Origin of the sequence: Mycolicibacterium xanthum (assembly GCF_019710635.1) — a bacterium.
Classification (GTDB): Bacteria; Actinomycetota; Actinomycetes; order Mycobacteriales; family Mycobacteriaceae; genus Mycobacterium; species Mycobacterium xanthum.
On sequence record NZ_JAIFZS010000073.1, the window covers coordinates 1 to 15138 of the forward strand.

The 15138-nt window shown below is 67.7% G+C and carries 9 protein-coding genes and 2 pseudogenes; 4 read left to right on the forward strand and 7 right to left on the reverse strand.

Annotated features, from left to right (window positions below):
• Positions 1-128: pseudogene (locus JDV09_RS23620) on the reverse strand (IS5 family transposase); the annotation flags it as partial.
• Between the two features lie 47 nt (positions 129-175).
• Positions 176-1819, reverse strand: a complete 1644-nt coding sequence (locus JDV09_RS23625; RefSeq protein WP_221371578.1) for a long-chain fatty acid--CoA ligase — start codon at positions 1817-1819, stop codon at positions 176-178.
• Positions 1820-1987: 168 nt separating this feature from the next.
• Here JDV09_RS23625 and JDV09_RS23630 point away from each other — a divergent pair, with 168 nt between their 5' ends.
• Together JDV09_RS23630 and JDV09_RS23635 are read left to right on the forward strand one after the other, a co-directional pair.
• Positions 1988-3370, forward strand: coding sequence for a WS/DGAT/MGAT family O-acyltransferase (locus JDV09_RS23630; RefSeq protein ID WP_221371579.1), 1383 nt, complete (start codon positions 1988-1990; stop codon positions 3368-3370).
• Between the two features lie 168 nt (positions 3371-3538).
• Positions 3539-5191, forward strand: a complete 1653-nt coding sequence (locus tag JDV09_RS23635; protein WP_221371580.1) for an acyl-CoA synthetase — start codon at positions 3539-3541, stop codon at positions 5189-5191.
• Between the two features lie 163 nt (positions 5192-5354).
• Here JDV09_RS23635 and JDV09_RS23640 read toward each other — a convergent pair whose 3' ends face one another.
• Positions 5355-7307, reverse strand: a complete 1953-nt coding sequence (locus JDV09_RS23640) for a hypothetical protein (protein WP_221371581.1) — start codon at positions 7305-7307, stop codon at positions 5355-5357.
• Positions 7308-7936: 629 nt separating this feature from the next.
• Here JDV09_RS23640 and JDV09_RS23645 point away from each other — a divergent pair.
• Positions 7937-9181, forward strand: coding sequence for an alpha/beta hydrolase family protein (locus JDV09_RS23645; RefSeq protein WP_221371582.1), 1245 nt, complete (start codon positions 7937-7939; stop codon positions 9179-9181).
• Between the two features lie 30 nt (positions 9182-9211).
• Here the strand turns inward: JDV09_RS23645 and JDV09_RS23650 are convergent, their stop codons facing one another.
• From JDV09_RS23650 to JDV09_RS23660, 3 genes are read right to left on the reverse strand one after another with little or no spacing between them, the layout of a single operon-like run.
• Complete coding sequence (locus JDV09_RS23650; RefSeq protein ID WP_221371583.1) at positions 9212-10609, reverse strand: alpha/beta hydrolase domain-containing protein; 1398 nt, start codon at positions 10607-10609, stop codon at positions 9212-9214.
• Positions 10606-12249, reverse strand: coding sequence for an acyl-CoA ligase FadD12 (gene fadD12, locus JDV09_RS23655; protein WP_221371584.1), 1644 nt, complete (start codon positions 12247-12249; stop codon positions 10606-10608). Before fadD12 ends, JDV09_RS23650 begins: the two co-directional genes overlap by 4 nt.
• Positions 12250-12257: 8 nt before the next feature.
• A complete protein-coding gene (locus JDV09_RS23660; protein WP_372453020.1) occupies positions 12258-13073 on the reverse strand; it encodes a 1-acyl-sn-glycerol-3-phosphate acyltransferase in 816 nt (271 codons plus the stop codon).
• A gap of 285 nt (positions 13074-13358) precedes the next feature.
• On the opposite strand from JDV09_RS23660, the gene JDV09_RS23665 reads away from it, so the two are divergent.
• Positions 13359-14822 (forward strand): wax ester/triacylglycerol synthase family O-acyltransferase, encoded by a 1464-nt coding sequence (locus JDV09_RS23665; protein ID WP_221371585.1) that lies wholly within the window; start codon positions 13359-13361, stop codon positions 14820-14822.
• A gap of 52 nt (positions 14823-14874) precedes the next feature.
• Here JDV09_RS23665 and JDV09_RS23670 read toward each other — a convergent pair.
• Positions 14875-15138, reverse strand: a pseudogene (locus JDV09_RS23670) (hypothetical protein); the annotation flags it as partial.

The following is a 15138-nucleotide window of genomic DNA, read 5'->3' on the forward strand; positions in this document are numbered from 1 at the left end:
CGCCACGCGATCCCTTCCAAGATCAACCGGTGATCGCTGAATCTGTTGCCCCGCTTACCTACATCCGAGGGCATAACCGACTCGACGGCCGACCAGAACCCATCAGAAATCACACCCATCCGCGTCACGGTCACAATCGTCGCCGGTCAAGGCGCGAATATTACGGAGACACGCCCTAGTTGCGTTCCTGGTCGATATTGACGACGTCGTACTGGCCCTCGGCGTGGCGGGCCCGGATGGTCTTCTTGTCGTACTTGCCGACGCTGGTACGTGGCACCTGGTCGACGAAAGCCCATCGCTCGGGCAGCCACCAGCGAGCCACCTTGCCGGACAGGAACTCTCGTAGCTCGCCCGGGGTCGCCTTGGCGCCTTCCTTCAGGACGACCGCGGCCAGCGGTCGCTCCTGCCAGCGCTCGTCGGGCACCCCGACAACGGCGGCTTCCAGCACCGCGGGATGGGCGATGAGCTCGTTCTCCAGCTCCACCGACGAGATCCATTCACCGCCCGACTTGATGACGTCCTTGGCGCGGTCGGTCAGCGTGACATAGCCCTGCGCGTCGATGTGGCCGACGTCCCCGGTCCGCAGCCAGCCCGACTGGAACTTCGACTCATCGTGGTTGCGGTAGTACGAGCCGGTGATCCACGGTCCGCGCACCTCGAGTTCGCCCACCGATTCGCCGTCGTTGGGCAGTGCGCTGCCCTCGTCGTCGACGATGCGCGCCTCCACGCCGCACATCGGGCGCCCCTGAGACGCCCGCAGCACCCAGTGGCGGTCCTCCGGGGTGCCCGGTGGCGGCCAGGCCAGCGTCGCCATCGGCGAGGTCTCGGTCATCCCCCACAGTTGCCGGATCTGCACACCGTGTTGCCTCTCGAAGTTCTGCATGAGTGACACCGGCACCGCCGAGCCGCCGCAGGCTACCATTCGAAGCGACGAGATATCATGTCCGGCATCGGTTTCCAGATAGTGCATGACATCGTTCCAGATCGTCGGCACCGCACCGGCGACGGTGGGTCGCTGGGTTTCGATCAGGTTCACCATCGAGGCGGCGTCCATGTGGCGGTCGGGCAGCACCAGGTCCGCGCCGGCCATCAGCGCCGCATAGGGCAGACCCCAGGCGTTGGCGTGGAACATGGGCACGATCGGCAGCGCCCTGTCCGAGAAGCTGAGTCCCATGCCGTTTCCGCTGCAGACGGCCATCGAATGCAGATAGCTCGACCGGTGGCTGTAGACCACGCCCTTCGGATGGCCAGTGGTTCCGCTGGTGTAACACATTGCCGCAGCAGAATTTTCGCCGACCACCGGCCAGTCGAAATCGTCGGGCTCGGACGCGATGATGTCCTCGTATCGGACGAGCCGCTTGCCGGGCACGTCGAGCGCCGACACATCCCCGTCACCGGAGACGATCACCGTGTGCACGGTCTCCATGGTCCGGATCACCGGAGCGAGCAGGCCCGCCAGCGACGCGTCGACGATGACGACCCGATCCTCGGCTTCGTAGGCCACGAATTCGATCTGCTCGGGGAACAACCTGATATTGAGCGTGTGCAGCACGGCCCCCATCGAAGGAATGGCCACATACGCTTCCAAGTGCTCCTGGTTGTTCCACATGAAGGTGGCGACCCGCTCGTCGCCGTCGACACCGAGGCGGCGCAACGCGCCGGCCAGCCGGGCAGCCCGCTTACCCACCTCGGCGTACGTGGCATGCCGGTACTCGCCGGCGCCCATGGCGGTGGTGACGGTGCGGTCACCGTGCACAGCCGTCGCATATCGCAGGATGGCTGAGATGGTCAATGGGAAGTCCTGCATGGTGCTGTGCATCGTCGTCGACGACCTCCGACTCGGTACCGATAGAGCCCTAACGCTAGTGCCGGGGACAGTAGCGGAGTCGGGTTTTCCCGTACATGGTGGGCCGCGGCATCGTCGTGCGCCTGTGCATTTCGAACCATTCTGCAGTCAGCGCAACGACCCAGATCTAACCTTTCACCCATGCGACGGCTATCGAGCGTCGACGCCGCCTTCTGGTACAGCGAGACGCATGCTTGGCATATGCACGGCGCCGGCGTGGCGATCTGCGACCCCACAGACGCGCCGGATTTCTCATTCCGTGCAGTCAGAAACCTTGTCGTGGAGCGGCTTCCGGAGATGCCCGTGCTGCGCTACCGGGTGGCGGGTGCGCCGCTGGGTCTCGACCGGCCGTGGTTCGTCGAGGACACCGACATAGACGTGGACTTTCACATACGGAGAATCGCGTTACCGCAGCCGGGCGGACGCCGGGAGCTGGAGGAACTGGTCGCGCGTCTGATGTCCTACCCGCTCGACCGGAACAAGCCGCTGTGGGAGATCTGGTTCATCGAGGGACTCGAGCGTGGCCGTGTGGCCATGCTGACGAAGATGCATCACGCTCTGGTCGACGGGGTGTCGGGCACGAGCTTGAGCGAGATCCTGCTCGACGTCACCCCGCGTCCGCGGACGCCCGCCGTCGAGGCCGAGCCGTCACCGGGCAGCGGCCGGCTCCCGCCATTCCAGCTGCGGGCGCTGGGCGGCATGTTCAACGTGGCGGTCAGGACGCCCTACCGCCTGTTGCGAATCGCCCAGCAGACGCTGTTCCAGCAGGTAGCGGTGCGCGGGCTGGCCGACAAACCACCCCGATTCTTCGAGGCTCCGACGACGCGCTTCAACGCGGCGATCTCGACGCAACGGCGGATCAGCACCAGCAGCGTGTCGCTCGATCGGGTGAAGGCGGTCAAGTCGGCGTTCGGCGTGAAGCTCAACGACGTCGTCCTGGCCCTCGTTTCCGGGGCGCTGCGCGGATACCTGCTCGACCGCGGCGAGCTGCCCGACAAGCCCCTGGTGGCGCAGATTCCGATCTCCACCCACGACGACAGCACGGAAGTGGGCAACCAGATCAGCTCGATGACGGTCAGCCTGGCCACCGACGTCACCGACGCCGGGACGCGCATCGAAACCGTCTATCGCAACACCCAGGGCGCCAAGGAGATGGCCAAGGCCCTCACCGCACATCAGATCATGGGACTGACGGAGACAACCCCGCCGGGCTTGCTGGCGCTGGCTGCGCGGGCCTACACCGCCAGCCACATCGGCGGTCATGTCGCCCCGATCAACCTGGTGGTCTCCAACGTTCCCGGACCCGACCATCCGCTCTACGTCGCCGGCGCACTGGTGGAACATCTCGTGCCGCTCGGACCGGTGATGCTCGAGGTGGCATTGAACATCACCTGTGTCAGCTACAACGGGTTGGTGGAATTCGGTTTCGTCACCACACCGGAGACCGCGAACGACGTCGATGAACTGGCCGACGCGATCGAGCCCGCACTGTCGGAGCTGGAGAAGTCCGCGGGTCTCGGCTGAACCGTGCGCACAGTGGGTCGGGGTCGGGCAGCGGCGGATGTGCGCCCACTGCGAGAAGACGCTGTTGGATAGCGCAGCAGCCGCACGTCCGGCACCCAGAGCTCGGTGTGGGTTCGGCCCTCGGGCGACTGTTACCGTGTAGCGCAAAATTTGGCGCTGAGGAGCCCCATGGCCGACTTGATGACCGACATCCGTCAGAAGTTCCAGCACGTCGCCGAGTCGGGACGAGCAGTCCTGCGACTCGTCGATTCCGGTGTGATCGACCTGAAAGATCTGGGCTCGACGGTGCGTGGCGCCAAGCTCGCGCGGGTCTACGGCCCACAGGCGACGATGGCCATCCTGGGCGGGGACAGGTATGCGGAATTGCCCGCGATCGTCGACGAGCACGGCACGCTGACGTACAAGCAGGTCGACGACCAATCATGGGCGTTGGCACGGGGCCTGCAGTCGCTCGGTGTCTCCGCGGGCTCCGTCGTCGGTCTGTTGTGTCGCGACCACCGCGGCCTGATCATCGCGATGGCCGCGTGCGGCAAACTCGGCGCCCGGTTGGTGCTGATGAACACCGGCTTTGCCAAGCCGCAGTTCGCCGAGGTGTGCGAACGCGAGAAGATCGGTGTGGTGCTGCACGACAGCGAGTTCATCGGGCTGCTCGACGCGTTGCCCGCCGAGCTGCCGCGGGTGCTGACCTGGCTGGATGAGGGCGTCGACGTGCCCGTCGGCGCGCAGACGCTCGACGACATCGTCGCCACGAACTCCACCGAGCCCCTACCCCCGCCGCAGAAGGCCGGCGGCTCGGTCATCCTGACCAGCGGCACCACCGGCCTGCCCAAGGGCGCGCCGCGGGAATCGGTGTCGCCGCTTGCCACGGCGCAGATCGTCGACCGAGTTCCGTTCCCCCGCAAGGGAACCATGGTGATCGTTTCGCCGATCTTCCACAGCACGGGTTGGGCGACATACACGGTTGGCGCCGCATTGGGCAACAAGGTGGTGACCGCCAGGCGCTTCAAGGCGGAGGCCACACTCGCACTCATCGCCGAGCACAAGGCCGACATGCTGGTGGCGGTACCGACGATGCTGCACCGGATGGTCGAACTCGGTCCCGACGTCATCGCCAAGTACGACACGTCATCGTTGAAGGTGATCCTGGTCGCCGGGTCGGCGTTGAGCCCGGAGCTCTCCACCCGGGTTCAAGACACCTTCGGCGACGTCCTCTACAACATGTACGGCTCCACCGAGTGCGCCATCGCCTCGATCGCCACCCCGGCCGAACTGCGCGCAGCGCCGGGCACCGCCGGCCGGGCTCCGGTGACCTGCGAAGTGGTGCTCTACGACGAGAACGACGGACGCATCGAGGGTGCGAATCGTCGCGGCCGACTCTTCGTCCGCAACGGCGCACCGTTCACCGGATACACCGACGGCCGCAACAAGCAGATCATCGACGGCTACATGTCCAGCGGCGACATGGGCCATTTCGACGAGAACGGTCTGCTGTTCGTCGACGGTCGCGACGACGACATGATCGTCTCCGGCGGAGAGAACGTCTTCCCGCAGGAAGTGGAGAACCTCCTCGAGGAGCGCGCCGACGTCGCCGAGGTGGCGGTGGTCGGTGTCGACGACGTCGAGTTCGGAAAACGGTTGCGAGCCTTCGTCGTTTCGGAGCCGGGTGTGGCTCAGGACGCGGCAGAGATCAAGCAGTACGTGAAGGACAACCTGGCCCGTCACAAGGTGCCCCGCGACGTGGTGTTCGTCGAAGACCTGCCCCGAAACGCCACCGGGAAGCTGCTGCGCCGGGTGCTGGCCGAGATGGACGTCGACGGCTGATCGCGTTGGCTTCACACTAGGCGCGACTCCAGCTCACCCGCAGTCTCTCTCGGCGACAACCGAACTGGCCGCCGGCGGCGAAATTGTGGCCCAGGCGGCGCTTCGGCAAGCTCGCCGGAAGGGGGCTGTTCGTCCTCGAGATCCGCACGGTGTCGGTGCGAGGTCAGCCGTCGCTGCCGTCGGTGCCATCGCTGCCGTCGCTGGAGCTGCCGGTGCCCCCGGTACCTCCGGAGCCGCCGGTGCTGCCGGGGCCGGCGTCGCCGCCGTCACCACCGTTGCCGCCCACGCCGGTGTCTGCGGCGGTGGCATCGCCCCCGTCACCACCGGAACCACCGTCGTTGGTGTCGCTGTCGCCGCCGTCGCCGCCATAACCGCCGAAGGCGTCGTCCTCATGTGACTCAGCATCGCCGCCGGCGCCACCGGCACCGCCGGTCCCGGCGGTGCCCGCGTTGCCGCCGTCGCCGCCGGTGGCGTCGCCCACGCCGCCGAAGGTGACGCTCCCGTTCTCCACGCTTCCGCCGTCGCCGCCGTCGCCGCCGAACCCGGTGACAGGCGCGCCGTCGCCGCCGTCGCCGCCGTCGCCGCCTATCACGACGCAAGTGCAGTCCAGAACGTGGCCGTCACCGCCTGCACCGCCGCTGCCGCCGGTGCCGCCGAATCCAACGGCGTCGCCGCCGTCGCCGCCGCCGCCTGCGCCAGCCTCGGTGTCCTGCTGCTGGGCCTGTATGTTGCCGCCCGAACCACCGTCGCCGCCGTTGCCCGAGGTCGCCCCTCCTGCACCGCCGTCGCCGCCGGAGCCACCGAGTATCAGCGTGTCGCCCTCGACCAGGGTGAACCCACCGCCGGAGGCGAGTCCACCCGAACCGCCCCCACCGCCGTCGCCATTCCCGACAGCGTCACCACCGGTGCCGCCCGCCCCGCCGAAGGCGGTACCACCGCCGTTGGTCGTGAACGCTGCCCCGCCGTCGCCGCCGGCACCGCCGTCGCCAGTGGCCCCGGCCATACCGCCGATGCCGCCGTCCCCGCCGACCGCCGTCTGGTCGCTGGCATCGGCAGCCACCCCACCTTCGGCGGCGTCACCGCCGTTCCCGCCTGCACCACCGCTTCCGCTGATGGATCCGCCGTCGCCGCCGGCGCCGCCGTCGCCGGCATAGGCGTTGCCAGGGAGCATCAGGTCCACCTGGCCGGTGCCGGCGAAGCCGCCGTTTCCGCCGTTTCCGCCGTCGCCGATCAGGAAGCCGTCCCCGCCGGCGCCGCCCGCGCCGCCGACGGCGTCGCCCTCGACGTTGGCGACATCGCCGCCGTCGCCGCCGTCGCCGCCGTCGCCGAAGAGGCCGCCGTTTCCGCCGTCGCCGCCGTCGCCGCCCACGCCGTCGACGCCGTCGCCGTCGGGCAGACCCACACTGCCCCCGTCGCCGCCGTCGCCGCCGTCGCCGCCGAAGAGGCCGCCGTTTCCGCCGTCGCCGCCATCCATCCCGGGCCCGCCGTCGCCGCCGTCGCCGCCGTCGCCGAACAGGCCGCCGTCTCCGCCGTCGCCGCCATCCATCCCGAGCCCACCGGAACCGCCGTCGCCGCCGCCGCAGCACAGAAAGCCGCCATTGCCCCCGTCGAGGCCACTTCCGGCCGGGGCGCTCCAGCCGGTGCCGTACAGCAGCCCGGCGTCGGGGTGCTCCGCGGTGCCGTCGCTGATGAACACTGCGATGAGCGCGACGATCACACCCCCGCCGCGACCGTCGTCGATGACCGCCGCGGTCCTGGCATCCGAACCGTTGAACTCGACGGCGCCGGTGGCAGGACCGCCGTCGGGTGACGATGTCCGCGTCACCACAGCAAGAACGGTGGGAGCCGGCAGGTCCGCACCCGAACGTGTCGCCGAGCCGAAGAATGCCGGGACCGCGGTACCGGGCTGCGGGGTGGTCGGCGCCGCACTAATACCGACAACGCCGGGGACAACAAAAGGCGCAGCGACCGTCGCGTCAGCTGGAACCGCCTCGCTGGTCCAGGAAGCGATCTGTGCATCCCGCGCCGAGATGACCGATACCCGCATGCCGCTCAGCGCGGCATGCAGCCGGTCGGGTGTGGCCAGCACGGACAAGTCCACTGTCGCCGACGTCATCATCGACACCATCGGCGGCGTTGGGGACGCGGCCGGCGGTCGTGGGGACGCGGCCGCCAGCAGTGGAGGGGACTGCCCGGGAGGAGCGACACCCGCCGCGGTGAGTACACCAACGGCGAAACCGGCTGTGATCGCAGACGCTTTCTTGTTCTTGCCAATCATCATCGCTTGCCGACCCCTGATCCCAGAAGGCAGTGGCATTCGGCCAGTGACGGACCGAATGGCCGCACTGCGTGAGGCAAACCCTACTCGCCATGCTGTTGTCAACAACAGCCCTTCGCCAACATTTCTGAAAACTTCCTGAGAACATTCTGTTCGGGCGCGAATGCGGTCGCCTTACCAGCCGTAATGCGGGATCGGTCAGTCCGTGGACGAATTCCGGCAGTGGCCGATGCTACGGAGGTCGGTCAATCAAATGGAGATTGACGAAAAGGCCGGCGACGACGACAGCAACCTCTGAGCCGATCCCGGCCGACGAACGTGACAGCCAGCTCGCCAAGCCTTGGGCGGTGGCGTGGACTGGACGCCTCGCTACCTGTGGTGGAGTTCTCCGGGCCGCAATGACAAGACAAATTGAGGGTCATAAGACCCTGGCGACTGCTCGCGCGCGGTTCCTAGGCTTGACGTCCATGGCACTACCTGAAACGCCGGATGATGGCCGGCAAGAGGCTGATGCGTCGGGGTCATCGCCGGGCGGCACCAATCCGCTTGCGCACGTCGTCGGTCCGTTCGCCAGGTCGGGCCGCTTCTATGCTCAAGCGTGGACCCGCTATCTCGGCGGCGAATCCACGGACCTGCCCGTCGTCCGCCCGTCACCGATGCTGGCCGGGCATGCGCTGCTCGACGAGGTCGTCGTCACGGCCTTCCGGATGTTCCGCCGATTCCCCGAACCCGAGGTCTTCGAGGCGGTCGAGCGTGAAGTCGCCACGGCTATCGAGTTCTACGATCGGAAAGGCTGGCTCGACGATCCCCGGGGATTCTTCGCCGCACCTCCACCTCTGGAGGAGGTCACCGTTCGGACGGCGGGGAAGGGCAAGCGAACCCACGAACGCATCTCGTTCGCCAGCGGCTATGCCCCACTCCCCGACGAGCCCGGCGGCGAGCGGTGGTCCAGCTACACCGGCAACGAACGCGAATACGCGCTGGTCCTGCGGCACGACGAACCACGCCCCTGGGTGGTGTGCATCCACGGCAGTGAAATGGGCCGGGCCGACATCGACCTGCGACTGTTCCGCGCCTGGCACCTGCACGAGAACCTCGGCCTGAACGTCGCCCTGCCGGTGCTGCCCATGCACGGCCCTCGCAAACGCGGACTGCCCAAGGGGGTGTCGTTCCCGTCCGAGAACCTGGTCGACAACGCGCACGCCACGGCACAGGCGGTGTGGGACGTGCGGCGGCTGTTGTCCTGGATCCGGTCTCAGGATCCCGACGCTCCGATCGGCCTGAACAGCATGTCGCTGGGCGCCTATGTGACCTCGTTGGTCGCCAGCCTCGAAGACGGACTTGCCTGCGCGATCCTCGGCGTGCCGGTGATCGACCTGGTCAAGGTGTTCGAATATCACGCCGGCTTCGCCGAGGACGACCCGCGCCTGCAGATGCTGGTCCGGGCCGAGCCTCTCGGCCGGATGATGTCGCCCATTTCGCTCACTCCCCGGGTCCCGATGGAGGGCCGGTTCGTCTATGCCGGGATCGCCGACCACATCGTGCAACCCCGCTCACACGCGGTGCGCATCTGGGAGCACTGGGGCAAACCCGAGATCGCCTGGTACCACGGCGGTCACGCCGGCTTCTTCCGCGCCAAGGCGGTGCATCAGTTCATCGACGACGCACTCGTCCAGTCCGGGCTGGTCCACGGGTCGGCAGTCGACATCTGACCGGGACGCCGCCACGCCGCCCCGGTCGGATCACCGATCGCGCGGGAACGTCGCGGCGGCCAGCGCGAGAATCTCCTCGCGGTCGGCAGGCAACAGGAACCGCGAGCCAATCCCCGCGTCGAGTGCGGCGGTGAAGCGCTCGAGGTAGTCGTCCACGCCGCCCGGATACAGCCGGGCCAAGGTGCCCGCGTCGAACGGCTCACCGGAGCCGAACAGGTGCGACAGCGGGCTTTCGGCGGTACCGATGCCCGTCGTCCGCGCGATGGGCACGTCCACCCACGGGGTGCGCACGCCGCCCTTGGCGAGTCCGTTCTCGTCCAGCACCAGCGAACGCGGATCGGTGTCGGTCAGCTCGATCTCCGGTGCGGGCGGGGGAGCCGCGCCGGTGCGTACCCACCGGTGCAGCGCCTCGATCGCGGCCTGCAGGACATAGTGGTGCTGGGGCGCGAAGTTGATGTAGTGCGGTAGCTGCTGTCCCATCAGGGAGTCGGTCGGGGAGTACGCGGCCACCAGATCTGCCAGCGGAGCGTCACCGCTGTCGATGCGACTGACCTGGATCGTGTAGTTGTCGGCGTGCGCGGTGCCCGGGATCTCCCAGCAGCAAAGCCGCTCGTTGTCGGGCTGTCGCGCCAGGTGGTAACCCGGTCGCACGCCGCCGACCACGTCGGTCTCGGTGAGAACCGTCATCAGCGGGACCCGCAACTCGGAACGAAACCGCACGGCGTCGGGTGCCGAGTCCGCTGGTGCGGCGAAGATGGACTTGCCGTCCAGCCGGGCGGCGGGCCCGAATCGCGAATGGATCAAGAAGCCGTCGTAGACCCTCACCAACGGATCCACCGCGTTGACGTAGGTGGTGAGGAACATCGCCGACTGGGACTCCCCGGCGGCGACGACATGTTCGGGCTGCAGACCACCCAGCAGCTGCGGATCTGCCCGGACCAGTCGGCCGACCTGGGTGAAGATGTCGTAGGAGAACGCGTCCTCGGGATGGCTCAAGTGCCAGTACCGCTCCGGGTCCTGCTTCTTCAGCGACATGTCCATGCCCAGGCTCGTGCCGCCTTCGATGCCCACCTGTTGTGCGGAGACCGCGACGTAGAGATAGCCCTGCCGCACCAGCTCGCGATGTGCCATGAACCAGATGGCGGGAGCGTCGATGCCGCCGCTGACGTTGAGCCACTCCACGACGACGGTCCCGTTGAACGTCGCGGCGTCCGAAGGTCTCAAGACCACGATCCGGATGGCGTAGTCGGCTTCGCCCGAAGGCGCCGCATCCCAACGCCCGTCGGGGCCGCAATCGCCGACGAGGGAATACGCTGACGCCGTTCCCGATACGAAGTACTCGTCGTCGCGGTAGCCCAGGTCGGCGATCTCGTAGTCGCCCAGCAACAACTTCGGCGTGCCCGGGGCGTGTCTGACGGTAGGGGTCACGCGCTGACCAACCGGGCCTTGAGATCTTTGCGCAAGATCTTGCCCACTGCGTTGCGGGGCAGTTCGTCGAGGAAGACGATCTCGCGTGGAACCTTGTAGCTGGCGAGGTGATCGCGCACGTGCTGCTTGAGCGCTTCCTCGCTGACCGTGGCGCCCGGTTCGAGCACCACGAAAGCCGACAGCCGTTCACCGAACTTCTCGTCGGCGACGCCGATCACCGAGCTCTCCGCCACGGCGGGATGGCTGGCCAGAGTGTTCTCCACCTCGATCGGATACACGTTCTCCCCACCCGAGACGATCATCTCGTCGTCTCGGCCCACCACGAACAGCCGACCGGCGTCGTCGAGGTAGCCGACGTCGCCGGTGGCCATGAAACCGTCCTCGACGTCCTTGGTCTGTCCGGTCGTGTACTCCTCGAACTGCGTCGTCGTGCGCGCGAAGATGGCGCCGACCTCTCCGCGCGGAAGCTGGTGTCGCGCCTCGTCGAGGATGCGGATCTCGGTACCGGGCATGGGCGTTCCCGCGGTGTCGGGGGCGGCCCGCAGATCCGCGGGGCCGGCAAGCGCGATGACACCGACCTCGGTGGCGTTGTAGTTGTTGTAGACGACGTCGCCGAACTGATCCATGAATCTGGTGACGACGTCGGGTCGCATCCGCGATCCCGCGGCGGTGACGAAACGCAGAGATCGCCCACTGAAGCGGCTGCGCACCTCGTCGGGCAGCTCCATGATCCGGTCGAGCATCACCGGAACCACGCTCAACCCGGTGGCCTGGTAGCGGTCGACGAGTTCCATCGTGGCCGCGGGGTCGAAGGTCCGTCGCACCACCACCGCGCACGACAGCATGGTGCCCATGATGAGCTGGCCGAAACCCCAGGCGTGGAACAACGGGGCCGCCACCACCGTCGTCTCCTCGGCCCGCCAGGGCAGTCGGCCCAAGATCGCCGGCCCCTCCGAGCCACCACCCCCGGCGGAACGCCGCGCCCCCTTCGGGGTGCCGGTGGTACCCGAGGTCAGCAGCACCACCCTCGACTTGCGGTCGGTGCGGACCGGGCGATGTCCGGCGTGTCGTGCGATCAGCGTCTCGACGGTGCGCGGGTGCTGCGCCGGATCGTCGGCCCAGGCGACGATCCGGGTGACGTTCGGATCGTCGCCGACCGCGAGGTCCACTGCGGCACCGAACTCTTCGTCGTAGACCACGACATCGGGTCGCTCCCGCGCCACGACGTCGGCGAGGGCCGGCCCGGCAAAGGATGTGTTCAGCAACAGTGCATCGGCGCCGATCCGCTCGGTCGCGGCGAGCGCGTCGACGAAACCACGGTGGTTTAGGCACATGATGCCGACCGTCTGCGGCGCGCCACCGGGCAACTGCTGCAACGCGGCGGCAAATGCATTGGCCCGCGTGTCGAGTTCGCGGTAGCTCAGCACGCCGAGTTCGTCGATCAACCCGGGGCGATCCGGGCAGCGCTGCGCCGACACGGCGATCCCGACCGTGTTGGAGAAGCCCGTGCGCCGAACGGCGGCGCCCATTCGCAGGTACTTGTCCGGGCGCAGGCCCACCAGCAGTCGTGCGTTCACCAACGCACGCACGGCTGAGCGAGCCTCGTTGACAGCGTGGGAGGGACTGCGTCGCTCTGGCATCGTGGCGATCACCCCAGGATCGGAAAGCGTCGTTGGGCGGCGAGGTCGTCCAATCCCGCCTGCATCACCTTGCGAACGTGCACGTCCACCTCGGCGACATCGGGATTGTTGCCGAATTCGGCGGCGATGTCGATCGGTTCCAGCACCTGGGTGACGATTTTGGACGGCAGCGGCAGGTTGAACGCTCCGACGCTCAGGCCGAACGGGAATCCCACCGTCACCGCCACCTCCTCGGCGCGGGTGAGTCGCTGTAGCCCCAATCGTTTGGCCAGCCACTTGCCCCTGGTGAGGAACAGCTGGGTCTCCTGGCCGCCGATCGACACCACGGGCACGATCGGCACACCCGCCTCGATCGCCGTGGCGACATATCCGGTTCGGCCGTTGAAATCGATGACACTCTGCTGTGAGGTGGGGCGCAGCGCGTCGTAGTCTCCACCGGGGAAGACGATGACCACCGCGCCCGAGCGCAGTGCCTCGGTGGCGTTGTCCCGACTGGCGCGAATCATGCCCAACCGGGTCAACACCGGAATGGTCGGGCCGCGCAGCAGAAGGTCGTGAATCAGGGTGTACACCGGGCGGTCGTGCCCGAACTCCTTGAAGAATCCGAGCCAGAAAACGGGCACGTCCTGCGCCGCGATGCCGCCGGAGTGGTTCGACACGACCAGGGCCCCGCCCGGCGGGATCCGGTCCATGTCACGTACCTCGGTTCGGAAGTAGAGGCTGTACAGCGGACCCGCGATCGTGGTCAGCCGGCGAAGCAGCTCCGGATGCCATTCGCCCGTGAAGTCTCCCGGGCTGGGCTCGTGTTGTTCTTCAGTACTCACGGCGACACCTCTGATAACCAGGCGCAGCGCGCAGGCACAGCCATTGCGGCAGGCGACCGGGTGCGCGCTCGTCACGCTAATCCGGTCGGCCCGACGAGGATGCGGAATCGCTCCGAAAGTGACCAAGTGCCCTACGTGGATGGCCTTTGGCCACAAGGGCTGGCGCAACGCCACCAACCCGCACCCGGGCGGTGGCCACCGCGGCTATCGTGAGGTACCTCACATCGCTGTTGAGTGTTTCCGTCGATAGCCGCGACGTGGAGGCCCAAGCGGAGGAGGACGACCATGAGATCCGCTCGAACCGCGGGTGCCGAGATCAGGCTTTCGGGCAGCGACACCACGTTCATCCTCGATGAGGCGGTCGAGCCGCAGCACACCCTCAAGATCGCCGTGTTCGACGAGCCCTCGAGCCGGGACTTCCAGTTCGAGCGGATGAGCGAGATGCTTGCCGGGGCTGTCGCGGTGCTACCCCAGATGCGGTGGCGGGTGCGGCCGACGCCGCTGGGCCTCGGCCGCCCGGTGTGGATCACCGACCCGGAGTTCGACGTGCGAAATCATCTGCGGCACAACCGCTTACCTGATCCCGGATCGAAAGCCCAGTTGTGTCGACTGATCGGCGAAATCGCCGGGGACCCGATTCCGCCGGGCCGGCCGCCATGGGAGGCGTGGTTCATCGAGGGGTATGAGGGAAACAAGGTCGTCGCGGTACTCAAGATGAACCATGCGCTCGCCGACGGTGCCCGGTTCGTGGAGCTGCTGGATATGGTCTCGACGCCGGCGCCGGGAGCGTCGATCGTCGCCCCGACGATGCCGCATCCCCCCGAGCGGCTGAGCGACTCGGAGGCACTGCGGGGAGCCGGTCGTGCGCTGTGGGACGAGCTGAGTCACGAGGTACCCCGACGGCTGCGCACCATGCGGCAGGGCCGCGCGAGGGCGACTGCGGACACGCCGGCGCCACGCTCGCCGTCGATGCTGCGGCAGCAACCCGAACTGCCCTGGCGCGGCCCGTTGACACCTGGCCGGTCCTTCTCCTGGGTCTCGGTGCCACTCGATGACGTCAAGAAGATGGCCAAGGCGGTGTCCGGGGGAACGGTGAACGCGGTGGTATTCGCCTTGGTGGCCGGCGCGATTCGCGAGTACCTCGCCGACGAGGGAAGACCTTTCGACCTCCCGGTCGTCGCGAATTCCGCAGCCAAGGTCGCCAGCGAGGGTGACACCCGGTTGTGGGGCACCACCGCGACGAACCGGACGTTCACGCTCCCGACCGATGTCGCCGACCCCGTGGAGCGGCTGCGTGCGGCGACCGTGCAGACCAGGGCGGTGAAGGCGAGCGTCGACGCTCGCCCGGTGCAGCGGGAGGAGTGGTTCGACCTCGCCCCGCCGGCGATGTTGCGCCCGATGCTGAGGCTCGCTCGGTTGGTGGGCCCACGGCTGAACGGGGCGGTGATCGTCTCCGACGTGAAGGGCCCCCGGGAGAAGCGCTATTTCGGCGGGATGGGCGTCGAGAACTTCATCTCGTGCGGCCACGTGAAGTACGCGGCGGGCATCAACGTGACCGTGTGGAGTTATGCCGACATGCTCAACTTCGCGGTGTTCGGCTGCTCTCGCACGTTGCCCGACCCCGACTCGTTCACCGAGCAGATCCAGTCCGCCTTCGACGAGCTGCGACAAGCCACGGGTGTAGCAGCCCGGCCCATCGGTGAGCAGGCCGGCACGGGCGCCTCCGCAACGGCTGGTTCAGGAGGATGACGGCCGCGTAGCCGTCATGGTCGACTGCAGCGTGTTGTCCGGCCGATCACCGTCAGATGAGTGACAGTCCCGCCCGCTCCGGCTGTTCGCGCTGGCGCAGCGCGGTCGGCGGCTTGAAGTGTGCGAGCGCGTAGGGGCTTGTCGTCACAACGTTCTCGGTTGACCCGGCGTTCTCGGTTGACCCGGCGTTCTCGGTTGACCCGGCGTTCTCGGTTGACCCGGCGGATGCCGAATCGGCAGCCGGCCGCGGTTCCGATCCCAGATAGAGTTCGGTGGCGGCCTTGGCCTGGAACATCGCGATGACCGCATCGTTGTG